This window comes from Sphingobium tyrosinilyticum, assembly GCF_042654265.1.
Lineage (GTDB): Bacteria > Pseudomonadota > Alphaproteobacteria > Sphingomonadales > Sphingomonadaceae > Sphingobium > Sphingobium tyrosinilyticum.
Genome location: NZ_JBHSFZ010000063.1, coordinates 27,064 through 51,418, shown reverse-complemented (window position 1 = coordinate 51,418; position 24,355 = coordinate 27,064). Strand labels below are relative to the sequence as shown.

Annotated in this window: 21 protein-coding genes; 13 read left to right on the top strand and 8 right to left on the bottom strand. The window is 63.8% G+C overall.

Going from position 1 to position 24,355, the window contains the following annotated elements; translation table 11 throughout:
* Nucleotides 1-108: 108 nt before the first annotated feature.
* From ACFO3E_RS17510 to ACFO3E_RS17500, 3 genes are all read right to left on the bottom strand, one after another.
* The gene (locus ACFO3E_RS17510; RefSeq protein WP_380806806.1) at nucleotides 109-657 is read right to left on the bottom strand and encodes an IS3 family transposase; all 549 of its coding nucleotides are present in this window, start codon (nucleotides 655-657) and stop codon (nucleotides 109-111) included.
* The gene (locus tag ACFO3E_RS17505; RefSeq protein ID WP_380806803.1) at nucleotides 657-1,004 is read right to left on the bottom strand and encodes a transposase; all 348 of its coding nucleotides are present in this window, start codon (nucleotides 1,002-1,004) and stop codon (nucleotides 657-659) included. The genes ACFO3E_RS17510 and ACFO3E_RS17505 overlap by 1 nt, the downstream gene beginning before the upstream one ends.
* Nucleotides 1,005-1,268: 264 nt before the next feature.
* Complete coding sequence (locus tag ACFO3E_RS17500) at nucleotides 1,269-2,939, bottom strand: AMP-binding protein (RefSeq protein WP_465269448.1); 1,671 nt, start codon at nucleotides 2,937-2,939, stop codon at nucleotides 1,269-1,271.
* Here ACFO3E_RS17500 and ACFO3E_RS17495 point away from each other — a divergent pair.
* Entirely contained in the window at nucleotides 2,922-3,206 is a 285-nt protein-coding gene (locus tag ACFO3E_RS17495; protein WP_380806797.1) for a hypothetical protein, read from the top strand. The genes ACFO3E_RS17500 and ACFO3E_RS17495 overlap by 18 nt on opposite strands.
* 127 nt (nucleotides 3,207-3,333) lie before the next feature.
* Here ACFO3E_RS17495 and ACFO3E_RS17490 read toward each other — a convergent pair whose 3' ends face one another.
* Both ACFO3E_RS17490 and ACFO3E_RS17485 read right to left on the bottom strand, forming a co-directional pair.
* Nucleotides 3,334-5,121: a TonB-dependent receptor gene (locus tag ACFO3E_RS17490; RefSeq protein ID WP_380806795.1), complete on the bottom strand. Its 1,788-nt coding sequence runs from the start codon at nucleotides 5,119-5,121 to the stop codon at nucleotides 3,334-3,336.
* A gap of 3 nt (nucleotides 5,122-5,124) precedes the next feature.
* Complete coding sequence (locus ACFO3E_RS17485) at nucleotides 5,125-5,739, bottom strand: TonB-dependent receptor plug domain-containing protein (RefSeq protein ID WP_380806792.1); 615 nt, start codon at nucleotides 5,737-5,739, stop codon at nucleotides 5,125-5,127.
* Between the two features lie 506 nt (nucleotides 5,740-6,245).
* Between ACFO3E_RS17485 and ACFO3E_RS17480 the strand changes: the two genes are divergently transcribed.
* Genes ACFO3E_RS17480 through ACFO3E_RS17460 form a run of 5 tightly spaced genes read left to right on the top strand, consistent with a single transcriptional unit; the run spans nucleotide 6,246 to nucleotide 12,284 of the window.
* Entirely contained in the window at nucleotides 6,246-7,928 is a 1,683-nt protein-coding gene (locus ACFO3E_RS17480; protein WP_380806790.1) for a CocE/NonD family hydrolase, read from the top strand.
* Nucleotides 7,925-9,568 (top strand): AMP-binding protein, encoded by a 1,644-nt coding sequence (locus tag ACFO3E_RS17475; RefSeq protein WP_380806787.1) that lies wholly within the window; start codon nucleotides 7,925-7,927, stop codon nucleotides 9,566-9,568. Before ACFO3E_RS17480 ends, ACFO3E_RS17475 begins: the two co-directional genes overlap by 4 nt.
* A gap of 33 nt (nucleotides 9,569-9,601) precedes the next feature.
* Nucleotides 9,602-10,363: an SDR family NAD(P)-dependent oxidoreductase gene (locus ACFO3E_RS17470; RefSeq protein ID WP_380806784.1), complete on the top strand. Its 762-nt coding sequence runs from the start codon at nucleotides 9,602-9,604 to the stop codon at nucleotides 10,361-10,363.
* Between the two features lie 46 nt (nucleotides 10,364-10,409).
* Complete coding sequence (locus tag ACFO3E_RS17465; RefSeq protein ID WP_380806782.1) at nucleotides 10,410-11,597, top strand: acetyl-CoA C-acyltransferase; 1,188 nt, start codon at nucleotides 10,410-10,412, stop codon at nucleotides 11,595-11,597.
* Nucleotides 11,598-11,600: 3 nt separating this feature from the next.
* Nucleotides 11,601-12,284 (top strand): nitroreductase, encoded by a 684-nt coding sequence (locus ACFO3E_RS17460; protein ID WP_380806779.1) that lies wholly within the window; start codon nucleotides 11,601-11,603, stop codon nucleotides 12,282-12,284.
* Between the two features lie 18 nt (nucleotides 12,285-12,302).
* On the opposite strand, the gene ACFO3E_RS17455 is transcribed toward ACFO3E_RS17460, so the two are convergent.
* The 3 genes from ACFO3E_RS17455 to iolG all read right to left on the bottom strand — a co-directional run bounded on the left by ACFO3E_RS17455 (nucleotide 12,303) and on the right by iolG (nucleotide 15,064).
* The gene (locus tag ACFO3E_RS17455) at nucleotides 12,303-13,151 is read right to left on the bottom strand and encodes a MurR/RpiR family transcriptional regulator (protein WP_380806777.1); all 849 of its coding nucleotides are present in this window, start codon (nucleotides 13,149-13,151) and stop codon (nucleotides 12,303-12,305) included.
* A gap of 105 nt (nucleotides 13,152-13,256) precedes the next feature.
* Nucleotides 13,257-14,066, bottom strand: a complete 810-nt coding sequence (locus ACFO3E_RS17450) for a TIM barrel protein (RefSeq protein WP_380806774.1) — start codon at nucleotides 14,064-14,066, stop codon at nucleotides 13,257-13,259.
* Nucleotides 14,063-15,064 (bottom strand): inositol 2-dehydrogenase, encoded by a 1,002-nt coding sequence (gene iolG / locus ACFO3E_RS17445; protein WP_380806771.1) that lies wholly within the window; start codon nucleotides 15,062-15,064, stop codon nucleotides 14,063-14,065. The genes ACFO3E_RS17450 and iolG overlap by 4 nt, the downstream gene beginning before the upstream one ends.
* Nucleotides 15,065-15,243: 179 nt before the next feature.
* On the opposite strand from iolG, the gene ACFO3E_RS17440 reads away from it, so the two are divergent.
* The 7 genes from ACFO3E_RS17440 to ACFO3E_RS17410 all read left to right on the top strand — a co-directional run bounded on the left by ACFO3E_RS17440 (nucleotide 15,244) and on the right by ACFO3E_RS17410 (nucleotide 24,345).
* Nucleotides 15,244-16,512 (top strand): MFS transporter, encoded by a 1,269-nt coding sequence (locus ACFO3E_RS17440; RefSeq protein ID WP_380806768.1) that lies wholly within the window; start codon nucleotides 15,244-15,246, stop codon nucleotides 16,510-16,512.
* Between the two features lie 89 nt (nucleotides 16,513-16,601).
* A complete protein-coding gene (locus ACFO3E_RS17435; protein WP_380806765.1) occupies nucleotides 16,602-17,912 on the top strand; it encodes a serine hydrolase domain-containing protein in 1,311 nt (436 codons plus the stop codon).
* Complete coding sequence (locus ACFO3E_RS17430) at nucleotides 17,909-19,840, top strand: bifunctional 5-dehydro-2-deoxygluconokinase/5-dehydro-2-deoxyphosphogluconate aldolase (RefSeq protein ID WP_380806762.1); 1,932 nt, start codon at nucleotides 17,909-17,911, stop codon at nucleotides 19,838-19,840. The genes ACFO3E_RS17435 and ACFO3E_RS17430 overlap by 4 nt, the downstream gene beginning before the upstream one ends.
* A gap of 8 nt (nucleotides 19,841-19,848) precedes the next feature.
* Nucleotides 19,849-21,672 (top strand): 3D-(3,5/4)-trihydroxycyclohexane-1,2-dione acylhydrolase (decyclizing), encoded by a 1,824-nt coding sequence (gene iolD, locus ACFO3E_RS17425; protein WP_380806760.1) that lies wholly within the window; start codon nucleotides 19,849-19,851, stop codon nucleotides 21,670-21,672.
* Nucleotides 21,669-22,562 carry a myo-inosose-2 dehydratase gene (gene iolE, locus ACFO3E_RS17420; protein WP_380806757.1) on the top strand — a complete coding sequence of 298 codons (894 nt, stop codon included), beginning with the start codon at nucleotides 21,669-21,671 and terminating at the stop codon, nucleotides 22,560-22,562. The genes iolD and iolE overlap by 4 nt, the downstream gene beginning before the upstream one ends.
* Nucleotides 22,559-23,383 carry a 5-deoxy-glucuronate isomerase gene (iolB, locus tag ACFO3E_RS17415; protein WP_380806754.1) on the top strand — a complete coding sequence of 275 codons (825 nt, stop codon included), beginning with the start codon at nucleotides 22,559-22,561 and terminating at the stop codon, nucleotides 23,381-23,383. Before iolE ends, iolB begins: the two co-directional genes overlap by 4 nt.
* 2 nt (nucleotides 23,384-23,385) lie before the next feature.
* The gene (locus tag ACFO3E_RS17410; RefSeq protein WP_380806751.1) at nucleotides 23,386-24,345 is read left to right on the top strand and encodes an alpha/beta hydrolase; all 960 of its coding nucleotides are present in this window, start codon (nucleotides 23,386-23,388) and stop codon (nucleotides 24,343-24,345) included.
* The last annotated feature ends 10 nt before the right edge of the window (nucleotides 24,346-24,355 follow it).

The following is a 24,355-nucleotide window of genomic DNA, read 5'->3' as shown; positions in this document are numbered from 1 at the left end:
TGTGCTGATCGGAGTAGAAGGCCACCGGCTTGCCGTGCCGCTCGATATACGCCCGGGTCGCTTCCATATAGGAAAAGGTACTCTCGCTCTCGACCATCTGGAGATGCATCAGCTCACTGGTCGCGTCGTCGATATAGACGAGCAGGGTGCATTGGGATCCGCGGTCAGAATGGTGAACGAGGCCCGGTGATGGCTGCCGGCTCGCGATAGCCGTTTGAAGCGCGGCAATGGCGAGGCGGGCGTCGATGACCGACCGATAGCATAGCCCACAACCCGCCTTGACCAGCCATCCAGGATTATCGCTACATAAGCAAAGCCACTCGCGATCGCGACATAAGTTAGGTCTGCGACCCAGAGCTGATCCGCACCTGTCAGAGCGACATCCTTCGCCAGGTCTGGGAATATCGGCAGATCATGAGCACTGTCGGTCGTTGCAACATATCGCCGCCGCTTTCGCGGCTGAAGGCTATGCTCGCGCATCAAGCGCTTGATGCGATTATGATTTGCACAGATGCCCTGGTGTTGCAGGGCCGCGCGTACGCGGCGCCAGCCATAGGCTTCGAACTCATCGCAGATCGCGATAATCGCGGCTAGCAGCTCGGCCTCTCCAATCCGCTCCACCCGCTCAAGGTAGTAAGTTGAACGCGCGATACCCATCAGCCTGCACCCTTGGGAGACGGAGATGCCGCTGGGCCGGCGATAACGGATGTAGTCCCGTTTCGCGGTCGTGGTGCGCTTTGAAGAGCCCCCTTTAGAAACTCCAGCTCAAGGGCCTGCTTGCCCACCAGTCGCTCCAGCGCGGCGATGCGGGCCTCATACTGCTGGATGAGATCAGCCGCTTGGGCGTCATCGTCGAATGCGCCGGCCTCGTACTTCTCGATCCAGACTCGGATCAACTGGCGAGAAACATCGTGACGCTTGGCCAGCCCATGCAACGTTTCGCCGCCCAGATATTCCTGAACGACCTGGCGCTTGAACTCCATGCTGTGGGATCGATGTCGCATTGGCTTTTCTCCGAAAGCCAAACCCACGGTCAATCATTATGGTCCCACCTGTCCGGCCCCAGGGGCCCACTCCATCTTCCTGGCAAAACTTGAGAAGATTGCCCGGGCGTGATCGGTTTGCTCGAACCTGAGGATCAGCGTCGGTTTGATATCCTTGCGTTGACTGGTTCCATGCGGAAGCATGCTCTGCGGACATCCTGGAGGGCCCATAGCGGGCGTAGCGAACGCGTCTTCCGGCAATTATGAAGTTTGAGCATGAAGTTTTCAGCGCTCCCCAAGATCGGCCATCATCGCCTCGCGCAGCAGATATTTCTGAACCTTGCCGGAGACGGTCATCGGAAAGGCCTCGACGAAGCGGACGTAGCGCGGAACTTTATAGTGGGCGATCTTCCCGCGACAGAAAGCAATGATCTCCTCGGCATCCGCCGCCGCTTCGGCGCGCAGCTTGACGCAGGCGAGCACCTCCTCGCCGAACTTTGCGTTTGGCACGCCGATCACCTGCACATCCTCGACCGCCGGATGGCTGTAGATGAACTCCTCGATCTCGCGCGGGTAGATGTTCTCGCCACCGCGGATGATCATGTCCTTGATGCGCCCGACGATGCGGCCATACCCCGCCTCGTCGATGACGGCGAGGTCGCCGGTGTGCATCCAGCCGTCGCGGACAGTGGCGGCGGTCATTTCGGGATCGTCCCAATAGCCAAGCATCACCGAATAGCCGCGTGTGCACAATTCGCCCTGCTCGCCCAACGGCACGGTCTCGCCGGTGGCCGGGTCGACGATCTTCACCTCAAGGTGGGGCTGAACCCGCCCGATCGTGCCGACCCGCCGCTCGATCGGATCATCCAGCGCCGTCTGGAAGCTGACCGGACTGGTCTCGGTCATGCCATAGGCAATGCCGACGTCGCGCATGTGCATCCGGGTCATGATCTTGTGCATCACCTCGACCGGGCAGGGCGATCCGGCCATGAGGCCGGTGCGCAGGCTCGACAGGTCGAAATGCGTGAACTGAGGGTGCTCGAGCGCGGCGATGAACATGGTGGGCACGCCGTGCAACGCTGTACAGCGTTCGGCCTCAACCGCCTCGAGAACGGCGAGTGGATCGAAGCCCGGCGACGGATAGACCATCGTCGCACCGTGAACGAGGCATGCGAGGTTGCTCATCACCATGCCGAAACAATGATAGAGCGGCACCGGAATGCACAGTCGGTCGCCCGGGTACAGGCCCATGGCGAGGCCGCAAAAATAGGCGTTGTTGAGCACGTTCCTGTGCGACAGCGTCGCTCCCTTGGGCGAACCCGTGGTGCCGCTGGTGAACTGGATATTGATCGGGTCGTTCGGATGAAGGCCTGCCGCGATGGCGGCAAGTTCCTGCGCGGATGCGTCTGTCCCAAGCGCGGCCACCGCGTCGAAGTCGAGCCAGCCGGGGCGATGACTGCCGCCGATCTTGATGAGATGGGCAAGGTCCGGCAGTCGGTTCGACATAGGCGCGGGTGCCGGGGCTGCGACAGTCGGAACCAATGCCTCGACCATGGCGATATAGTCGCTCGTCTTGAAGGAGGCCGCGCAAATAAGCGCCTTCGCGCCGACTTTCCGCAACGTATATTCTAGTTCCGAAGTGCGGTAGGCCGGATTGATGTTGACCTGGACGATACCTGCACGGGCAGTGGCGAACTGGGCGATGGTCCACTCTGCACAATTTGGCGCCCAGACACCGACCCGGTCACCGGGACGAAGCCCAAGCGACAGCAGTCCCATCGCGAATGAATCGACCGCTGCCTTGAGTCCCGCCCAGGAGAGGCGGACATTCTGGTGGCGCGACACCAGTGCCTCGGCCTCCGGCCGGCGCTGAGACGCCAGTTCCAGCGCTTCGCCGATCTTATGCTCAAGCAGAGGTGGCCCGGAGGCGCCGACGAGATGACTGAGTTTGTCCATGCTCATGACGCACCACCCATTGCTTCCAACATCAGCAATACCCGGTCATTGGGTTTTGCCAAGACTGGCCCCAGGGTTACTACCTGGCAACTAACATCATCATTTGGCGGCGCTGGATCCAGCATGGGAGAGCGCCGCCAAGACGCAGGGCCTAAGAAAAAGAACCGGGCCCCTGAACTCTATGCCGCGCCGGCGGAGGCGCAGGTTCAAAAACCGCTGCTCCTTCAGCATGATCGCGCGAGTTATGTGCGCCGCGGCCAATTATGACTCCAAATCGCCACAAATCCGGCCGCGATTGCTTGTCAGTTTCAGCAGCGGGGGCCATGCTGTTCCCCTATGCTGGAACGACGCGGCAGTCGATCTTCCGCGGCTCGGCGGCGTTTGCTATTGTGGCTTACATCCGATAATTCAGCGTCACACCGATCGTTCGATAGGAGTTTGGCCCGAAATTGTGCCAATAATCTCCCCCAAGCGCAGCGTCTGTAACGCCCGCCGGGCCGGTGTAAACTGTCGCAACCGGATCCGCGATAGCGTAAGTTGGAACTCGCTTATCGAACAGGTTCCGCACAAAGGCAGTGATGGTTAGTCTATCATCCGCAGTGTGCGCCCCGAACGATAGGCCGATAATCGCGTTGCCATTGATCCGCGTTTGCTGGTCGCGTGTCTGAGTGAAATAAGCGGACGTGCGATAGTAGACATCGCCTTGAACAAACCCCACCCAATCTCCAGAAACCGGCCTTTCGTAGCGAACCGTGCTGTTCATCGACCAGCGAGGGGCATTGGCGAGCTGGTTTCCGCTTACATCGGTAGTCCCGTTCGGCCTGCAAACATTTGTCCCGCTTGTTCCGGTCGGTTGGCCGTAATAGCAGGGCACGTTCTTGAGATTTTTATATTCAGTATTGTTGTACGTCACTCCACCCGATAGCTTGAGACCTTCCGCAAGCAAAGCATTATATTCCACTTCGACGCCGCGCGTTTTCAATTGACCCGCATTGAGGGTCACGAAACCAGCTGACAGGCCTGGTGCCTGAGCGAGGGTCTGGAAGCCGTCGTACTTGGTATCGAACAGCGCGATATTCAATCGGAGGCGCCGGTCGAACAATGTGGACTTTAAGCCGACTTCGATACTCTTCGGGATTTCGGGAGCGACCCGTGCACCACTAAGCTGATCGAAAGTCGGGCCTTTATATCCACGCGAGTAGGTCGCGTATGCGAGCACATCAGGCGCGACGTCATAGTCAACACCGAACCGATACGAAAAGTTGTTTTGTTTCGTTGAAACATCAAAGTCGATGTTAGGATAAAGGGGAATCACCGCCGAAGGGTTGGTGATCTTGTCCCGCAATGAAATGACATCATGGGTGTAACGACCACCAGCCGTGAGTCTCACCGCGTCCGAAATTTCGAACTGGCCTTCAAAGAATCCGGCATAGCTCTTCGTCCTGGCCGTTTGGTCAAGGAAGCCGCCCGCAAAGGAGAGCCCTGGCGGAACGGGTAGGCCGAGATTCGCGCCCTGAAGCAGATACTGTTTGGCGCGAAGATTGAGGTAGAACAAACCTAGCTGGAAGCTGAAGCGGCTGGTCGCGGGCGAAGACAGTCTGATTTCCTCAGTTGTCTGCCGATAGTCGTAGCCACCCTCATTATTATTAAATATGTCGGCGGTGGTGATGTCGATTGGCGACGCCATCCTCTGGCGAAATTTCCTATACGCCAGGATGTTGGTCAAAGTGAAGCCACCGCCAACATCGACTTCGGCTTTCAGTTGCCCGCCATAGACCTTCGAGACGAGATAGCCGAGACCATCGGTGGCAAGAAGGTTATTTGTTGGAGATGCCGTGATGCCATTTGCGGCGTTGATAGTCGCGATGAGTCCGCCAGGGGCGGTATAACTATGGACGAAAACGCCGTCACCGCGCCCCTTACTATGTTGATAGTCCCCGGCCAAGGTCAGCCGGACCGCCTCGGTCGGTTCCCAGAGATATTTGACACGTCCGCCGTAAGATGTGTTGCCAAGATTCTGATCCTGAGCGAGATCCTTAACGAAAGCATCTTGCCTGGTAAAAAACGTCGACAATCGAAGCGCAGAGTTCGCGCTCACGGGGAAATTGACGGCCGCCTGTAGAGAGGCGACGTTTCCGGACCCGGGCGCTGTCGTATTTCCATACTCGGCATGAACGAGCATTTCTCAGCTACCGATCTTCGGCTGCGTGGTTACAATGTTAATAAGGCCCGCAGAGGCGTTCTTTCCAAACAGCATACCCTGTGGCCCGCGCAGGACTTCGACCCGATCGAGGTCGAAGAACTGGACGTTGCCAAACTGAGGCCGCGCCATCGCCACGTCGTCGATGACGATGCCGACGCTCGATTCGGTCTGCGGCCCAATGGGCGTCGTTCCGACGCCGCGGATCGTGAAATTTACGGCGCCAGCCTCGAGCAGTCCCGACTGAACCTGCAGGCTGGGCGTCAGGTTGACAAGCTGGTGCGCGTTTAGGACCTGATGTTCCTCAAGGGTAGCTGCGTTCGCCACACTTACCGCCACAGGGACGGTCTGGGCACTTTCGCTGCGTCGGCGTGCAGTGACGATGATGTCCTGCAGCCCTTTGTCGCCGGCGGATGCGGCTTGCCTTGCCCCTGTTGGCGCAGAATTGGCGTTCGTCGCCCGCGATGGACTGGAATCCAGTTCGGCATCGGCCGCCGGGGCCACGGACTCCGCCATAACCTGCGCGCGCGCAGGAGCAGAGACTGCTCCTAGCAGGCCGACCAGACCGACGCTGCCCAGCAGGACACACTTGCTTCTCATTAGAAGCCTCCCATCCATTTTTTTGCCGATTTCAAGCGACAATCATTCATATATTAAGGAATATATATTCTGTCAAACATATAAATAGAATAACACCTTTGAATGGTTCGTTGTCGAGGTCGGCTTTGAACGAGCTAGACCCATAGCGGCGTCGGCCGGACGGGCTAACCTTCATGTTGGTAATTGCTCTTTGGTATCAGCCATGTTCCTTCCCACATTAAAGGGACCAGCAAAAGCAGTTTAATTCCGACTTGGAACTTGACGGAATAAAAATTCCATTTCATCCTAGGCTGGGATGATGATCTGGAGAGAGGGCATAACCCAATGTTGCGACGACGCGTATCTCGTGCGCGAGACCACATCCTGGCAATGTCGCGGACCCGCTGAATCGAGTGCGACATGATCTGTATGCGCGCGACTGAATGCGGCTACCGCCTGTGCAAGAATTAAGGATGATGGAGAGAGATATGACTACTCACGCCCCTATCGACACGCGGGAGCGATCCATGACGGTGACCGTGGAAGCCGACATGCCGGTCCCGATGCGCGACGGGACGGTCTTGCGTGCCGATGTCTACACGCCAGATGGCGACGGGCCGTGGCCCGTCCTGCTGTCGCGCACGCCCTATGGCCGCGCGGCGCCGGATCACCTGATGGTTCTGGAACCCGTGCGCGCGGCCCAGAAGGGATTCATCATCGTGCATCAGGACACCCGCAGTCGCGGCGGATCAGAGGGCGAGTGGATGCCGTTCCGCCACGAATATGACGACGGTTACGACACCGTCGAATGGGCGGCCCGCCTGCCCAAGGCGAACGGTCGCGTCGGCATGTTCGGCGGCAGCTATGTCGGCAATACCCAATGGAGGGCCGCCGCGGCGCAGCCTCCGTCGCTCGGCGCGATCTCGCCGATGGTGACGTGGTGTGATCCGATGGATGGTCTTTACGGACGCGGCGGCGCGATCGAATGGGGACTCGAGCTGCCTTGGACGACGCAGATGGGGTTCGAATATCTTGCCAAGAACCCGGCGCTCCCGCCCGAAGAGAAGGCGCGGCTCGCCGGCGAGTTGCTCGCTGATGTCGACGGCATGAAGGACCGGGGCTATTGGGACCTGCCCGTTCGCCGCAGCCCGACGCTGGAGAAATACAAGCTGCCCGGTCTGGGCGCGATCCGGGCGATCGACCAGCCGGAGACGGTGAGCTGGTGCCGTGTCGCCGGGCAGCATGACCGGATTGATGTGCCGAGCCTCCATTGGGGCGGCTGGTACGATATCTTCCTCCAGGGGACGCTCGACAATTACGTCGCCATGGCCGAGGCTGGCAAGGATGCGCGGCTTCTGGTCGGCCCGTGGACGCATGGTGTGTTCCGCGATCCGATCGGCGATCTGTGCTTCGGGGCGATGGCGTCGCGACTCTATGCCCCGGTCCATCCCCATGGCGACACCAATGACTTCCAGCTCGCATGGTTTCGCCGCCATCTGGCAACTGATGCCGGGGTGACGCTGCCCGACACGCCGGTGCGCATCTTCGTGATGGGTCGTAATGAATGGCGCGACGAGCCGGCCTGGCCGCTGGCGCGCGCCCGCACGGAACAACATTTTCTGCGCAACGGCGGCGGCCTGACCACGGGCAACCCGGATGCGGCGGAGGACGTCTCAACCTTTATCTACGATCCCGCCGATCCTGTGCCGACGCTTGGCGGCCCGCTCGTCATGGCGGCCGCCTATCCAGCCGGACCGCTGGATCAGGCGCCGGTCGAGGCGCGCGACGATGTGCTGGTCTTTACCTCCGCCCCGCTGGAAGAAGAGGTCGAAGTCACCGGCCGTATCCGCGTCGTCCTGCACGCGGCGAGTTCTGCGCCGTCGACCGACTGGGTCGCGCGGCTGTGCGACGTGCATCCCGACGGACGCTCGATCATTCTGGCCGACGGCATCACGCGCGTCGTGACCGGCGCGGACGCGATCGATCGCCACGAGATCGACCTGTGGTCGACCAGCAACGTGTTTCTGCCGGGGCATCGCATCCGCGTGCAGGTGACCAGCAGTTGCTTCCCGCGCTGGGACCGCAATCTCAACACCGGCGATCAGGATGGGACGGCGATGCAGGTCGCGCGGCAACGCATCTTCCATGATGCCGATCGTCCCTCGTTCATCGAACTGCCCGTGGTCCCTGGCGGACAGGCGTCGGCATGAGCCGCCCGAACTATGGCGTAGCGGCGGCCCGTTTCGATGCGGCGGCGGCGCTGGCATCGGTGGCGATGGACTCCGCCGGGCATATGAACGCGGCGGAGGTCTGCTGCGATCGTCATGCCGACGACGGGAACCGGATCGCGCTGCGTCACCGCAACCCGGCCGGCGAAACCCGCGACTGGACGTTTGCCGAGCTGAAGCGGCGGTCGTCCCAGTTCGCGCAGGTGCTGGCGGAGCTGGGTGTGGGCAAGGGCGACCGAGTCGCCGGCCTGCTGCCGCGCACGCCGGAACTAATCATCACCATCCTCGCCGCATGGCGGCTGGGTGCGGCCTATCAGCCGCTGTTCACCGCCTTCGGGCCGAAGGCCATCGAGCACCGTCTCACGCTCGCCGAAACGCGGGTGGTGGTCACGGACGCAGCGAACCGTCCCAAGCTGGCCGGGCTGGAGCATCTGGCCGCCATCGTTCAGGTCGGCGCAACGGCGGGGTATGGCGATCGCGATTTCTGGTCGTCGCTGGATGGCCGCGGCGAAGCGCTGGAGCCGGTCGTCTGTGAAGCGCAAGACCCGTTCCTGATGATGTTCACCTCTGGCACCACCGGGTTGCCCAAGCCGATGTTCATCCCGCTGCGCGCGATCGCGGCGTTCGTGGGCTATATGCGCGACGCCATCGGCCTACGCGAGGACGACCGCTTCTGGAACCTTGCCGATCCCGGCTGGGGCTATGGCCTCTATTATGCCGTCATCGGTCCCCTTGCGATGGGCATGACCACCCTGTTCCACGAAGGGGTATTCAGCGTCGACTCGACCTACGCGACGATCGCCGACTATGGCATCACCAGCCTCGCCGGATCGCCCACCGCCTATCGCATGTTGATGGCCGATGGCGCGGAGAAGGCGGCGAAGATCAAAGGGCAGTTGCGCGCGGTGAGCAGCGCGGGTGAGCCGCTGAACCCCGAGATCATTCGCTGGTTTGGCCAGAATCTCAGTGTGACGATCCACGATCATTACGGCGCGACCGAACTGGGCATGGTCCTGTGCAACCATCACGGCCTTGATCATCCGGTACGGATCGGATCGGCCGGTTACGCCACGCCGGGGCATCGGGTGGTCGTGCTGTCGCCTGAAGAAAAGGAACTGGGCGTGGGCGTACCGGGCGAACTTGCGCTCGACATAGCGGGTTCGCCGATGATGTGGTTCACGGGCTATCATGGGCGCGAGACGCCGGCTCTGGGCAAGGCCTATTTCCGCAGCGGCGACATGGTCGAGCTGAACGATGACGGCAGCATCTCGTTCGTCGGGCGGGCGGACGATGTCATCACCACGTCCGGCTACCGGGTTGGCCCGTTCGACGTCGAAAGCGCGCTGCTCGAGCATGAGGCGGTGACCGAGTCGGCCGTCATCGGCAAGCCCGACCCTGAGCGGACCGAGATCATCAAGGCTTTCGTCGTCCTCCAGCCGGGCTATGAGCCGGGTGCGGAACTGGCTGATCAACTGCGGCTCCATGTCCGCGCGCGCCTGTCGGCCCATGCCTATCCGCGCGAGATCGAATTCGTCGCGGACCTGCCCAAGACGCCGAGCGGCAAGGTACAGCGCTTCCTGCTGCGCAACCAGGAAATCGCCAAAACCAAGGCACCGGCGTGACGCCGGCCAACGATACCCGACAGGAATGAGTTGATGAATGTAAGAGATATCCCGGCGATCGTGACCGGGGCGGCGTCAGGATTGGGCCTGGCGTCTGCTGAGGCACTGGCGGCGGCCGGCGCGCGCGTGACGCTGATCGATCGCAACGTCGACGGGGTCGCCGAGGCGGCGGACGCTGTGGGAGGCCTGGGCCTCGCCTGCGACGTCACCGACGAAGCCGACGCCGAGGCGGCCATCGCGCGGGCGGCAAAGGCGCACGGGCCGGCGCGTATCCTGGTGAACTGTGCCGGCGTCGCGCCCGCCGCGCGGATCGTTGGCCGTAGTGGGCCAGCACCGCTCGCGGACTTCGCGCGCGTCATCGGCATCAACCTGATCGGCACCTATAATATGATGCGCCTGGTAGCGGCTGGCGGGGCCGGGCTGGACCCGCTGGAGGACGGGGAGCGTGGCGTCATCATTTCGACCGCTTCGGTCGCGGCCTTCGAAGGCCAGATCGGCCAGGCGGCCTATGCCGCGTCGAAGGCGGGCGTGGTCGGGCTGACCATGCCCGCCGCGCGCGAGTTTGCGGGCATCGGCATCCGCGTCTGCGCGATCGCGCCGGGCATTTTCGAGACGCCGATGATGAGCGCTATGCCGCAGGAGGTGCAGGATGCGCTCGGTCGATCGGTGCCCTTCCCGCCACGTCTCGGCCGGCCGCGCGAATATGCGCAGCTCGTCATGGCAATCATCGCGAACCCGATGCTGAACGGCGAGACGATCCGCCTCGACGGCGCGATCCGCATGCCCCCGAAATGACCGATGCCTCGTCGACAAGGCCAATATCTCTTCAACAAGGACTGACATGACCAACGACCCGATCGTGATAACCGCTTATACCCGCACGCCGATCGGCGGCTTCCTCGGCGGCCTGTCCACCGTCAAGGTGACAGATCTCGGCGCGGTAGCGATCAGGGCGGCTGTAGCGCGCGCTGGCATCGCGCCGGAGCGGATCGAGCGCGTCTATATGGGGTGCGTGCTGCCAGCCGCACTGGGGCAAGCGCCGGCCCGGCAGGCGGCGCTCGCCGCCGGCTTGTCGCTTTCCGCGCAGGCAACGACGGTCAACAAGATGTGCGGATCGGGCATGCAGGCGGTTATCATGGCCTGCGAGGCGCTCGCCGCCGGCACCGCCGATGTCATCGTCGCGGGCGGCATGGAGAGCATGAGCAATGCGCCCTACGCGCTGCCCCGGCATCGGGCCGGGGCGCGGATCGGTCACGACCGGATGATCGACACGATGATGATGGACGGCCTGGAGGACGCCTATAGCGCGGGCAAGCCGATGGGCGCCTTTGCGGAGGAGGCAGTCGCCCGATACGGCTTCACCCGCGAGGAACAGGACGCCTATGCGGTGCGCTCGCTCGAACGCGCGCAGCAGGCGATCGCAACCGGCGCCTTCGCCGATGAGATCGCGCCCGTGACCGTCCGCGACCGCAAGGGCGAGACGATCGTCGATACCGACGAGCAGCCGGGCAAGGCGCGGGTCGACAAGACCCCCTCGCTCAAGCCCGCTTTCACCGCCGACGGCACGATCACCGCGGCCAATGCGGCGTCAATTTCGGATGGCGCGGCGGCGCTGGTGCTGACGCGCGAGAGCGTCGCGAAGCAACTGGGGCTGCCGGTGCTGGCGCGCGTGGTGGGAACCAGCGCCCATGCGCAGGAGCCAGGCCTCTTCACCACCGCGCCGGTGCCCGCGATCCGGGCGCTGCTCGACCGCGCCGGTTGGTCCGTCGCCGATGTGGACCTGTTCGAGATCAATGAAGCCTTCGCAGTGGTGCCGATGATCGCCGCGCGCGAACTGGACATCCCGGCCGATGCGCTGAACGTCAACGGGGGTGCGACCGCGCTCGGTCATCCGATCGGTGCGAGCGGCGCCAGGATCATCGCCACACTGCTTGGCGCGTTGCGCTTGCGAGGTGGACGGGGCGGCGTCGCGAGCCTGTGCATCGGCGGCGGTGAAGCCACGGCTATGGCTTTCGAGCTGGTGGATTAGGCGATGATCGTTCCTGATCCGACCGTGTCTGCCTATGACGCCGTCGCCGGTCGGCGCTCGGTGCGCGCCTTCCTGCCCACCCCGGTCGCCGACGAGGTGATCGATCGCATTCTCACGGCGGCATCACGCGCGCCGTCAGGGCAGAACATGCAGCCGTGGCGGGTGCACATCGTGACCGGCGACACGCACGCACGGCTATGCGCCGAGGTCACCGCCGCCGCGTCCGCCGGGGAACGCAGTGACGAATATCCCTATTTCCCGGCCGACATTCGCGAACCCTACCGCGGCCGCCGGCGCAAGGTCGGCTTCGACCTCTTCGCGATCTATGGCATCGGCCGAGACGATCTGGAGGGGCGCCAGCGCGCGCTCCTGCGCAACTTCGATTTTTTCGGCGCGCCGGTCGGGCTGTTCTTCACGATGGCGCGCGACTGGGGCTACGGCGCGTGGATCGACATGGGCAATCTCATGACCAACGTCATGACGCTGGCGCCCGCCTTCGGGCTTGCGACCTGCCCGCAACAGGCCTGGGCGGAATATGGCGCTGCCGTCCGACGCGTGCTGCCGGTGCTCGACGACGAAGTGATCGTCTCGGGCATGGCGCTGGGTTATGAGGACCCGGCGGCAGTGGTGAACGGGCTGGTGACCGCGCGCGCCAGCATCGACGAGTTCGTCGTTCGCCATCGCTGAGCGACTGCAGCGAGACGGCTAGGCGTTGGCGCCTGCGATCTTGCGGCTGGCGAGCCCGATCGCGAGGGACTGCGCGAGACACATGGATGCCGCCAGCGAACGGAAGCCGCGGACCTCCGACTCCCGAACCTGGAGAACCAGCGCGTTTTCCTTGGCGATGGCGCCGATGACGCTGTCGGTGATAGCGATCACCGCACCTTGACCTGCGAACGCATCGACGAGGGCGATCGTTTCCGGGCTGTACGGGGCGTAGCTGATTGCCACTAGGACGTCCCCGTCCCTCAGGCCGCGGGCCTGCTGCAGGTGAAGGCCGCCTACGCCGTCGACAAGAACGGTCCGCTTGTCCGCTTGCGCCAGCATGTAGGTGAGATAGCTGGCGACAGGAAAAGAACGACGAAAACCGATGACATACACTGTGTCGGCGTTCTCGATCAGGTCGATGGCCTCGGTCAATTCGCGCATTCCTACCGAGTGGTTCAGATTCTCCAGCGCTAGGATGTTGCCCTTCACGAATTCGGACAGCAATTCGCGCGGCCCCTCCTCCTCGCCCGGTGTGGCATAGCGATGCTGCCGGATCCGCTCGGCATAACCCAGCGAGCGATCCTCCTGGAGCAGTCCGTCGCGTATCAGCCGTTGCATGGGGCTGGCGCCGGCGAAGCCGAACGCCTGTGCGAACCGCACGATCGCGGAAGGCTGGACATTGCTGCGTTCGGCCACGACCGCCAGAGTCTCGAAGGCGAGGTCGTTGGGCTCGTCCAAAATATGCCGGGCGATGCGCTGCAGACGGTCGCTGAGAGCGTCATAGCGCTCACGTATGGTCAGGAGGAAGCTTTCCAGATCCTCGGGCGGCTCGGTTATCGTCTGCATTACGCTCCTAATGACCATGAAATAGATCGCAGAACAAGTATTTCATCATCGCTCCCTTTGCGTCAGACATGCCGGATCGTGCGCCGACAACGCCACTGGCTGCGCCTAGGCGACGGTGAACGCCGCACGAAAAGCGTCGAGCGCGGCGGCGGGATCGCCCGATGCCCAGCCTTCCAGCCCGACGGGGCCGGTATAGCCCATCTCGGCCAAGCCGCGCGCGATGTTGGAATAGTTGATCTCGCCGGTCCCTGGCTCGCAGCGGCCCGGCACGTCGGCAACCTGGATCTCGCCGATATAGGGCAGCGCCTGGCGGCACAGCTCGATCAAATTCCCCTCGCCGATCTGCGCGTGGTAGAGGTCGAGCATCAGGCGAAGTGAGGGGCGGTCGATCGACGCGATCAGTTCCAGACATTCGGCCGCCTTGCCGAACGGAACCCCGGGATGATCCACGGGCGCATTCAGATTCTCTAGCACGAAGGTGACGCCCGCTTCCTCGCCCAGGTCGGCGAGGCGGCGCAGCGTGTCGCCCGCTTGCAGCCACATGGCGCCCGTCACTTCGGTCGCAGGTCGCAGCGGCAGGCCATCACCGCCCAGCCCGGTGCCGTGCAGATTAAGCCGTGGGACCCCCAGCCGCTTCGCGACCGCTACTGATTCGCGCGCTGTCGCGAGCAGTTCGTCGGCGCCCTCGCCATCGGCAAGCCGGCCACGGACATAGCCGGTCATTGAGGAGAAGGTGGCGTCACTCGCCGCCAGCGCACCAATATCATGGCGTGTCCAGTCCCAGATTTCCACTAGGAAACCAGCGGCGTCGATCCGACGCACACGTTCCAGAGGTGGCAGATCGACGAACATCATCTCGCTCGACACTGCTAGAGAGAATGGCACGCCAGCGAAATGCCCTTTGCCGGAACTCATTGCGCATACTTGGCGGCCAGCATGACTACGCTGGAGGTACGCGCTGACTCTTCCGCCGCTTCCGCCAGCAACAGCGCGCCGACGCCATCGTGCTGGTCGGCAAGCGGTGCTGCCTTGCCTTCCACAACATCGGCGAAGTGCTGCATCTCGATCCGATAGGCATCGGCGTAGCGGTCGAGGAAGAAATTCTGGAACGGCGCGTTCTTCGCGCCTGGCTCGGTCCAGGTTTGTACTGTGGTCTCGAGCGCATTGTCGGCGCGGATCAGCCCCTTGGACCCGAAGGCTTCGATGCGCTGGTCATAGCCATAGCCGCTGCGTCGGCTGTTGGAGATGACGCATAGCTTGCCAGTGACAGTGCGCAGGATGATCTTCGCACTATCAAAGTCGCCAGCCGCGCCGATTTCCGGGTCGATCAGCACCGAAGCCGATGCGAAGACGCTCTCGATCTCCTCGTCCAGCAGCCAGCGCGCCATGTCGAAATCGTGAATCGACATGTCCTTGAAGATACCGCCCGAGGTTTTGATGTAGGCCGGTGGCGGCGGCGCGGGATCGTGGCTGATGATATGGAGCGTCTCCAGCGCGCCGACTGCTCCCTGCGACAGCTGCGCGCGCAGGCTGGCAAAGTTCGGGTCGAAGCGGCGATTGAAGCCGAGCAATATCTTAGGCCCGGCAGCCTCCAATTCCTTCAACGCCCCTAGCGCGCGATCAACGTCCTGATCGAGCGGCTTTTCGCAGAAAACGTGCTTTCCGGCCCGAACCGCTGCGAGTGTGTAATCGAGGTGCGTGTCGGTCGAACTCGCGATCACGACGCCGGCGACCTCGGGGTCGGCCCAGACCTGCTCCACGTCGGTGGTCTGCGCGCCATGCTCCTGCGCCAGTCCGGCGGCGTCGCCATATGGGTCGACGACATATTTCAGCGACAGCCGCGCATTGCCCGCAGCGTTCGCCGCGTGAATTTTGCCGATACGGCCGGCGCCGATGACCGCGATACCAATCATGTCCGATCCTCATTAATATAGAATATGTATTCCGAACGGTAGCTATGAAGCGGCGCGATGTGAAGGGGGTTTTTCTGCAAAACGGTCGCCATACCCGCTCTTATAATAGAATTATTGTTCCGTATAATTCATTGACAGAAATTATGGTTCTCGTATTTTGGAGTGGAGAGGAAAAATGGATGACCGAAATGATCGGACTCACCGTGGCGGAGCGGCAGCCGAGGCTGCAGCGCTCGAAGACGCGGCGTTTGTCCATTCTCCTGTTCCTCGCCTATTCCTCGCTCATCACCATTTTCCAGGGCGTGCAGAACATTCTGCTGCCCCCCGTCGTGCAGCGGCTGGCGCCCGATGCGAAGGTGTCGACGATGGCCCTGCTGGTTACGCTCGCCTCGGTCACCACGGTCATCTCGCTCTTTGCGGGGGGCGCCCTGTCGGATCGCACCCGGTCTCGCTGGGGACGGCGGACACCGTCGCTGGTGCTCTCGTGGCTCGCGGGCGTGATCCTGATGCCGGTCATGGATATCGCCGGTTCGGTCACGCTTCTCGCGTTGGTGATGCCGCTGCTGTGGTTCGCGCTGAACTATTACCAGTCGGTGCTGCTGGCCGCGTTGCCGGATCGCATCCCCGAAAACGAGCTCGGCTTCGCCTCGGCGGCGATCGGCCTCGGCGCGCCGGTCGGAATATTCTGCGGAGTCAACCTGGCGACGTTCGCGTCGAGCACGATGCTTGGCTACGTTATCCTGGCAATTCCCTTCACGATCCTGACCTGGACGCTGGTGTTGCTGGAGCCGGAGGGATCGTCGGTCGACGTATCGACCCCGTCCCGGCAACCCATGTCAATGACCAGCTTCCTGGCGCAATTCTCGAGCGTGCGGGAGCGCAATTTCGCCCTGGCACTGGCGTCCCGGTTTCTGATGTTCCTGTGCTACTTTGCGGTTAGCGGGTACATGTTTTATATTGTCCAGGATTATGTTGGAGCGGCAAAGGTTCCCTTTGGCAACGTTGCCGCGGGCGTCAGCATTCTGCTGAGCGTGATGACGGTCACTTGGCTCGTGATCACGCTCGGATCTGGATATTTCGCAGACCGGATTGGCCGCACCGCGCTGGTCGTCGCACTCGCTTCTTTCGGCGCCGCGATCGTCACCATGCTGCCAGCGGCAAGCGCGAGCTGGCCGGTCATGCTCGCTTTCGCTCTCGGCATCGGGCTGACCTTCGGCGCCTATTTCGTGCTGGACCTGAAGCTTGCCACCCTTGTCCTGCCGGCGCCGGAGACTGCCGGACGCGACCTGGGTATCCTTCTGGCAGCCGGGTCCGCCCCCGGAGTCATCTCCCCGGCGATCGCTGCGTCGATCATCCAAGCCGGCGGCTACCCGGCGTTGTTTTTTTTCGGCGCGGCAGTCGCTGCGCTGGCGGGCGTGTGCGCGATCCTGATTCGCATCGCGCGCTGAACGCAAGGCGCTGCTCAAACATTGTAATCTTGCATTCTTTATTCCACTAAGTTATATAGTAGAAATATTATTCTGGAGTTGACCCCGACATGCAATTAGTGACGGAAGGGTCTGGGCACGACGCGTCGTCGGTCGATAACGCAGCCGGCTGGGCACCGATCGACGCGATGATCCGCGACGTGGTCGATCGCGGGCTGCTCAGTGGCGCAGTGACGATGGCCTGGCATCGCGGCACACTAGCGCATATGTCCGCGATCGGATCGCAGGACGTCGCCACTGGAGCGCAAATGCGCCCGGACACGATCTTCCGGCTGTTCTCGATGAGCAAGCCGGTCATGGCGGTCGCGATGATGATCCTGCGTGAGGAAGGACGCTGGGCACCCGGAGATCGGCTGGCGGACCATTTGCCCGAGCTGGCAGACCTTCAGGTGTTCCGCGGCGTGGATGACCATGGCACGCCGATCCTCTCCCCGCCTGTGGGTCCGGTGCTGATCGAGCATGTCATGACGCATCGCGCCGGCTTCACTTATGGCTTCAGCGACGAGCCGGCCGACCGCGCCTTCCGCGCGGCGGATGTGCCCGTCATTCCCCATGATCTGCCGCTCGCCGACTATCTCGCCCGGCTCGCACGCGCGCCGCTCGCCTTCGATCCCGGCACGGGATGGCGCTACGGCGTCGCAATGGACGTGCAAGGGGCGCTGGTCGAGCGGCTGAGCGGCATGACGCTGCGCGACTTCATGATCGACCGGATCTTCGCGCCGCTCGGCATGGTCGATACCGATTTCGTCGTGCCGGCGTCGAAGCGCGACCGCTTCGCCAGCCTGTACGTGCTGCCAGGCAACACATTGGTGGAGGCGAACGCCGAGGGACCTATGCCTTACGACAACATGGCGCATGCGCCGGCGCGTGAACTTGTTCTGGCCTATGACCGGATCCCCGCCTTTGCGTCGGGCGGCGGCGGGCTGGTGTCGACGGCGGGCGACTATCTGCGCTTCGCACGGATGCTGCTCAACCGGGGCGAACTGGAGGGCGCGCGCATCCTGAGCGCGGAGGCTGTCGTGGAAATGACACGCAGCCATACGCCACCGGACCTCCTGACCGGCGCGTTCGGCACGGCGCCGCATATCCTGCGCCTGGGCTATGAATATGCCTATAATGGCGTGGTCGTCACCGATCCGGCGGCGGCGGACGTCCGCCTGGGACGCGACACCTATTTCTGGGACGGGGCGGCGGGGTGCTGGTTCTGGGTCGATCCCACCAACGATGTGGCGTTCATCTGCATGGTCCAATTGCTGGCGGATGCCGAGCGTCTGTCGCTGCAATTTCGCAGCCGCGGGCTGGTGGCCGATATCCTGTCGGGCAAAGCGGACCAGGCGCAACAGGGGGGAGAAGGCCGATGAGCGAAACGGTAGCTGCGGCCAGACCACTGGACCTCATCGCCCTGGGCCGGTCCGGCGTCGATCTTTATGGCGAGCAGATCGGCGGTCGGCTGGAGGACATGGGATCCTTTGCCAAATATATCGGCGGCAGTCCCACGAACACGGCGATTGGTGCTGCGCGGCTGGGGCTGAGGACCGGCCTGATAACCCGCGTCGGCGCCGATCATATGGGACGCTTCATCCGCGAGGAACTCGAACGCGAGGGGGTAGACGTGGCAGGCGTGATCAGCGATCCCGATCGCCTGACCGCGCTCGTCATCCTGGGCATCCGCGATCCGGACAGCTTTCCCCTGATCTTTTATCGCGAGAACTGCGCCGACATGGCGCTGTGCGAAGCGGATATCGACCCGGAATTCGTCGCGTCGGCCGGCGCGCTTCTCATCAATGGCACGCATCTGTCGCGGCCTAACGTGCGTGCCGCGAGCCTCAAGGCGGCGCGGGCGATCAACGCGGCGGGCGGGCAGGTGATCTTCGATATCGATTATCGGCCGGTGCTGTGGGGTCTGGCGCAAAAGGACAATGGCGAGGACCGCTTCGTCGCGAGTGCGATCGTTACCAACAAACTGCAAAGCGTGCTGCCGCTTTGTGACCTGATCGTCGGCACCGAGGAGGAAATCCATATCCTGGGCGGCACGACCGATACGCTTGCGGCGCTTCGAACGATCCGGGCGGCCACTGACGCGCTGCTGGTCTGCAAACGCGGGGCTGACGGGTGCGTGGCGTTTCCGCGTGCGATACCCGACAGCCTCGATGGCGGTATCGTCGGTCAAGGCTTCCCGATCGAGGTGTTCAACGTCCTGGGCGCGGGTGACGCCTTCATGGCCGGGTTCCTGCGCGGCTGGCTGCGCGGCGAACCGATCGAGACCTGCTGCACCTATGCCAATGCGTGCGGCGCGATTGTCGTCTCTCGCCACGGCTGCGCGCCGGCCGAACCGAGTTGGAAGGAATTGCAGGCGTTCCTCGGGCGCGACGACTGGCCGCACCGCCTGCGCGACAGCGCGGCGCTGGAACAGACGCATTGGTCGACCAACCGTCACCCTGATTATCCCGACCTCACTGTGCTCGCGATCGACCATCGTAGCCAGTTCGACGATCTCGTAGTGACGCTGGGCACCGGCAATTTCGACCGGGTGCCCCGTTTCAAGGAACTGGCACTGCGCGCTCTGGAGCGTGTGGCGCGCGACAATCATGGCTATGGCCTGCTGGCCGACGGGCGCTATGGCGCGCGTGCGCTGGAGGCGGCGGCGGAGATGCCCTATTGGGTCGGCCGTCCGATCGAGCAACCCGGGTCGCGGCCGCTGGTGTTCGAGGGCGGGCTTGAGGCCGCGACGATCCTCGCCGACTGGCCGCTCGACCATGTCGTCAAGTGCTTGGTCTTCTACCACCCCGACGATGATCGCGCGCTGCGCGAGGCCCAGGATCGGCAGATTTTGCGATTGTTCGAGGCATGTCGCCAGACCCGGCACGAATTGCTGCTGGAGGTGATCGCGTCCAAACATGGACCGGTCACGACCGATACCGTGGCAGGGCTGGTGGAGCATTTCTATGAACTGGGCGTCTATCCCGACTGGTGGAAGCTGGAGCCAGCGGTCGAACCGGCGGCATGGGCCGCGGTCGAAGCGGTGATCGGCAAGCATGATCCGCACTGCCGTGGTATCGTGCTGCTGGGTCTGGCCGCCACGCAGGACGCGCTGCTGACCAGTTTTGCGGCGGCGGCCACCAGTCCGCTGGTGAAAGGCTTCGCGGTGGGTCGCACGATCTGGGCCGAGCCGGCAGCGAACTGGCTCGAGGGCACGATCGACGACGAGGACGCAGTGGAGGCGATGGCGGCGAACTTCTCCGTCCTCGTCGATGGTTGGCGCGCGGTACGCGAAAGGCAGGCGGTATGAGCGCGGCAATGATCCGACTGACCACCGCGCAGGCGCTGGTGCGCTGGATGGCGGCGCAACATATCGCGACCGATGCGGGGGAGGTGCCGTTCTTCGCGGGCGTCTGGGCGATCTTTGGCCATGGCAATGTGGCCGGCGTGGGCGAGGCGCTGGCCGGCGCGGGCGATACCCTGCCCACGTTTCGGGCGCATAACGAGCAGGGCATGGCACATGCCGCCATTGCCTTCGCCAAGGCGCACCGGCGCGAGCGTGCGATGGCCTGCACCACCTCGATCGGACCGGGCGCCACCAACATGGTGACCGCAGCCGCGCTGGCCCATGTCAACCGCCTGCCGGTGCTGTTCCTGCCCGGCGACGTGTATGCCAGCCGTCGCCCCGATCCGGTGCTCCAGCAGATCGAGGATTTCGGCGACGGCACGGTCAGCGCCAACGACTGTTTTCGCCCTGTCAGCCGCTATTTCGACCGTATCACCCGGCCCGAGCAAATCCTCGACGCCGCCCCGCGCGCGATGGCGGTGCTGACCGATCCGGTCTCCGCAGGGCCGGTGACGCTGGCCTTGTGCCAGGACGTGCAGGCGGAAGCCTATGACTGGCCAGAAAGCTTCTTCGCGCGGCGCCTATGGCGACAAAGGCGGCCCCGGCCCGACGAAGAGGAACTTGGTGCGCTGCTGGACGCGATCCGCGCGGCGGAGCGCCCGCTGATCGTCGCGGGCGGCGGCGTCCTCTATTCGCGTGCAGAAGCGGCGCTGGCGGCGTTTGCGCGGACGACGGGCATACCCGTTGCGGAGACCCAGGCGGGCAAAAGCGCGCTGGCGTGGGACCAGCCCGAGGCGCTCGGCGCGATCGGCGTCACCGGCACCAGCGCCGCCAATCGCGCGGCAATGACGGCCGACCTGGTGATAGGTATCGGCACGCGATTGCAGGATTTTACCACTGGCTCGCGCACCCTGTTCGGCGGCACGCTGTTTCAGGTCAACGTCGCCCCTCACGACGCGGCGAAGCATCATGCGCACGCCGTGGTCGGCGATGCGCGCGCGGTGATCGAAGCATTGGCTGCGCACCTCGGCGATTGGCAAGTGCAGGAGGCCTGGCGCGAAGCCAACGCTGCCGCGGTGACGAAATGGAACGCTGCGGTTGAGACGGCGATGGCGCCGGGTGACGCGCTGCCATCGGACGCGCAGGTCATCGGCGCGGTGTGGCGACGGGCGGGCGATGACACCGTCGTCGTCAGCGCCGCAGGGGGGCTGCCCGGTGAATTGCACAAGCTCTGGCGCGCGCACCGGCCGGGCGGCTATCATGTCGAATACGGCTTTTCCTGCATGGGGTACGAGATCGCCGGCGGACTGGGCGTGAAGATGGCCGATCCGTCGCGCGACGTGGTCGTGATGGTCGGAGACGGCAGCTATCTGATGCTCAATTCGGAACTGGCGACCTCGGTCATGCTGGGCCTGAAGATCATAGTCGTGCTGCTCGACAACCGCGGCTATGGCTGCATCAACCGATTGCAGCAGGCGACCGGCGGCCTGCCGTTCAACAACCTCCTCGCCGATACGCGGCACGACATGCTGCCTGCGATCGACTTCGCCGCCCATGCCCGCAGTCTCGGCGCGGCGGCGGAGAAGGTGGCGAGCCTTGCCGAGCTCGATGCCGCGCTCGCGCGCGCCGCGGCGTCACCGATCAGCACCGTCGTCGTAATCGATACCGATCCGGTTCCGACGACGCAGGCCGGCGGCCACTGGTGGGATGTCGCCGTGGCGGAGGTTTCCACGCACAAGGACGTGCTGGCGGCGAGAGCGCGCTATGATGATTCCAGGAAGGGACAAGTGAAATGACGATCCGCTGGGGCGCCAGCCCGATCGCCTGGGCCAATGACGACCTGCCCGAACTGGGCGGCGACACGACGCTCGACGCGCTGCTGACCGACGTGAAGGAGATCGGTTTTGACGGTGTCGAACTCGGCAACAAATTTCCCCGCGACCCTGCCACGCTGAAGCCGATCATGGCCGGATACGGCCTTGACATCGTCGGCGGCTGGTATTCCTCGAACCTGCTGGTCCGCGATGCCGACGCAGAGATCGAAGCGATGACGGATCATCTGGCGCTCCTCGAAGCGATGGGGTCGAGCGTTTTCATCCTCGCCGAAACCTCCAACGCGGTGCACGGCGACCGATCGAGCCGACTCGACACGCACCCGCAGCTTGCCGACGATGCCTGGGTGCGTTTCGGCCAGCGGCTCGATGCGGTCGCGGCCCATGTCAACCAACGCGGCCTGCGCTTCGCCTACCATCATCATTGTGGCACCGTCGTCGAGACCGACGCCGAACTCCGGCGCTTCTTCGAGGTGACTGGCGACCATGTCGGACTGGTGCTCGACACCGGCCACGCCTATTGCGGCGGCATCGACCCGGTCACGGTCGTGCAGGAGCGGTTGGAACGGGTGAACCACGTCCACTGCAAGGATATACGCGCCGCCCGGCACAAGGCGTTCCTCGCCAATGGCGACAGCTTTCTCGACGGCGTGGTCGGCGGCATGTTCACGACGCCGGGCGATGGCGATTACGACTTTGCGCCGTTCATGCGGGCGCTGGCCGGGGTCGACTATACTGGCTGGATCGTCATCGAGGCGGAGCAGGACCCTGCGGTCGCGAATCCGCGCACCTACCAGCAGCTGGGCCTCGACACACTCAGGCGTCTCGCCCGCGATGCCGAGCTGGTCATATGAGCCTGCGCGTTCGCAGCAGCGCTCCCGATGCCAGCGGCGTCGTGCTGGACATCACGCCCGAGAATGCAGGCTGGCGCTATGTCGGCTTTCGGGTCGTAAGGCTGATGCCCGGCCAAGCCTATGATGGAACCGAGCATGGCCGGGAGGCGTGCCTCGTCATCCTCTCGGGCACGATCAATGTGATCGGCGGTCATGAGCGCATCACCGGCGTCGGTGGACGCAAGGACGTGTTCGACGGGCCGGCCACCTCGGTGTATGTGCCGGCCGGAACGCCCTACCGGATCGAGGCGGACAGCGTTGCCGAGATCGCCATCTGCACCGCACCCGCCACGGGCAAGGGCCGCCTGCGCCTGATTCCGCCGGAGGATGTCGGCCTGGAAACGCGAGGGCAGGGCACCAACACCCGTTACGTACGCAACATCCTCGACGACAAGGCGGAGGCCGAGAGTCTGCTCGTTGTCGAGGTGATTACCCCCGGCGGTCACTGGTCGAGCTATCCGCCGCACAAGCATGATCGCGACGCCTATCCCGAGGAGACCTTCCTCGAGGAGACCTATTATCACCGGCTGTCGCCGCCGCAGGGCTTCGCCTTCCAGCGCGTCTACACGGACGACCGATCGATCGACGAGACGATCGCGGTCGAGGATGGCGACGTCGTCATGGTGCCGCGCGGCTATCACCCGGTCGGGGCAGCGCATGGCTACGATCTCTATTATCTGAATGTGATGGCAGGCCCTCGCCGTAACTGGGTCTTCGCCAATGACCCGGCGCACGCATGGATCATGGACACGCCCGTCGCAGACGACGCAACAGGAGACTGACGATGGCTCTCGACCCTGTACTACAGCAGATGCTCAATCAGATGCCGATCCCCGCATCGGAGGGCCTGGACATCGCCGCCTATCGCGCAGCGGCCGAGGCGCTCCGCCCGATGATGGTCGGACCCGACGGAACGATCCCTGTGGGGTCGATCGAGGATCGGACGCAGCCGGGTCCGCGCGGCGACATCGCCATGCGCATCTATCGCCCCGAAGGTGCGGTCGAGGGCACACTCCATCATTTTTATGGCGGCGGCTGGTCGGTCGGCAACATCGACATCATCGATCCCATTGCGCGCCGGATGGCGCGAGACCTGTCGATGGTGGTGGTGACGAGCCATTATCGCCTTGCGCCAGAGAATCCCTTCCCGGCGGGTCTCGACGACTGCCTCGTCGCGGCGCGCTGGACGCTCGATCACCTCAAGGACCTTGGTGGCGGCGATCTGCCGGTGGTGCTGAGCGGCGAGAGCGCCGGCGCGAACCTCGCCGCGGCGGTAGCCCTGCTGCTGCGCGACGAGCGACCGGGCGGAAGCTTCGACGCCCAGTTGCTGGTCAACCCGGCGGTCGATCTACGCGACACCGCGTTTCAACGCGCCTCGGTCCTGGCGGATGCAGATCCCTCGCTGCGCACCCATTCGCTCCGCCAGCTTTATCCCTTGTACAGCGCCGGACATGACCGCGCCGACCCGCGCCTCTCGCCGCTGGCAGCAGATGACCTGTCCGGGCTGCCGCCGGCGGTAATCGCCGTCCTGACGGTCGATCCGCTGCGCGACGAGGCCGTGGAATATGCTGATAGGCTGCGTGCGACCGGCGTGCCGGTCGAACTGATCGAGTTCGGCGACCTGACACACGGATTTACGGGCCACACGATCGTGGTGCCCGCTGCGGATCGCGCTTTCACGCGCACTTTGGCCGGGTTGCAAGAGGTTCTCGCGCGCACGAGCGCGAGGACCGGCCGGTCATGACCCCTCTTCA

Excerpts from the sequence above, each read along its gene's own strand:
- ACFO3E_RS17510 (WP_380806806.1), bottom strand. The coding sequence starts at position 657 with ATGGGTATCGCGCGTTCAACTTACTACCTTGAGCGGGTGGAGCGGATT.
- ACFO3E_RS17505 (WP_380806803.1), bottom strand. The coding sequence starts at position 1,004 with ATGCGACATCGATCCCACAGCATGGAGTTCAAGCGCCAGGTCGTTCAG.
- ACFO3E_RS17495 (WP_380806797.1), top strand. The coding sequence starts at position 2,922 with ATGACTGAGTTTGTCCATGCTCATGACGCACCACCCATTGCTTCCAAC.
- ACFO3E_RS17500 (WP_465269448.1), bottom strand. The coding sequence starts at position 2,939 with ATGGACAAACTCAGTCATCTCGTCGGCGCCTCCGGGCCACCTCTGCTT.
- ACFO3E_RS17490 (WP_380806795.1), bottom strand. The coding sequence starts at position 5,121 with ATGCTCGTTCATGCCGAGTATGGAAATACGACAGCGCCCGGGTCCGGA.
- ACFO3E_RS17485 (WP_380806792.1), bottom strand. The coding sequence starts at position 5,739 with ATGAGAAGCAAGTGTGTCCTGCTGGGCAGCGTCGGTCTGGTCGGCCTG.
- ACFO3E_RS17480 (WP_380806790.1), top strand. The coding sequence starts at position 6,246 with ATGACGGTGACCGTGGAAGCCGACATGCCGGTCCCGATGCGCGACGGG.
- ACFO3E_RS17475 (WP_380806787.1), top strand. The coding sequence starts at position 7,925 with ATGAGCCGCCCGAACTATGGCGTAGCGGCGGCCCGTTTCGATGCGGCG.
- ACFO3E_RS17470 (WP_380806784.1), top strand. The coding sequence starts at position 9,602 with ATGAATGTAAGAGATATCCCGGCGATCGTGACCGGGGCGGCGTCAGGA.
- ACFO3E_RS17465 (WP_380806782.1), top strand. The coding sequence starts at position 10,410 with ATGACCAACGACCCGATCGTGATAACCGCTTATACCCGCACGCCGATC.
- ACFO3E_RS17460 (WP_380806779.1), top strand. The coding sequence starts at position 11,601 with ATGATCGTTCCTGATCCGACCGTGTCTGCCTATGACGCCGTCGCCGGT.
- ACFO3E_RS17455 (WP_380806777.1), bottom strand. The coding sequence starts at position 13,151 with ATGCAGACGATAACCGAGCCGCCCGAGGATCTGGAAAGCTTCCTCCTG.
- ACFO3E_RS17450 (WP_380806774.1), bottom strand. The coding sequence starts at position 14,066 with ATGAGTTCCGGCAAAGGGCATTTCGCTGGCGTGCCATTCTCTCTAGCA.
- iolG (WP_380806771.1), bottom strand. The coding sequence starts at position 15,064 with ATGATTGGTATCGCGGTCATCGGCGCCGGCCGTATCGGCAAAATTCAC.
- ACFO3E_RS17440 (WP_380806768.1), top strand. The coding sequence starts at position 15,244 with ATGACCGAAATGATCGGACTCACCGTGGCGGAGCGGCAGCCGAGGCTG.
- ACFO3E_RS17435 (WP_380806765.1), top strand. The coding sequence starts at position 16,602 with ATGCAATTAGTGACGGAAGGGTCTGGGCACGACGCGTCGTCGGTCGAT.
- ACFO3E_RS17430 (WP_380806762.1), top strand. The coding sequence starts at position 17,909 with ATGAGCGAAACGGTAGCTGCGGCCAGACCACTGGACCTCATCGCCCTG.
- iolD (WP_380806760.1), top strand. The coding sequence starts at position 19,849 with ATGATCCGACTGACCACCGCGCAGGCGCTGGTGCGCTGGATGGCGGCG.
- iolE (WP_380806757.1), top strand. The coding sequence starts at position 21,669 with ATGACGATCCGCTGGGGCGCCAGCCCGATCGCCTGGGCCAATGACGAC.
- iolB (WP_380806754.1), top strand. The coding sequence starts at position 22,559 with ATGAGCCTGCGCGTTCGCAGCAGCGCTCCCGATGCCAGCGGCGTCGTG.
- ACFO3E_RS17410 (WP_380806751.1), top strand. The coding sequence starts at position 23,386 with ATGGCTCTCGACCCTGTACTACAGCAGATGCTCAATCAGATGCCGATC.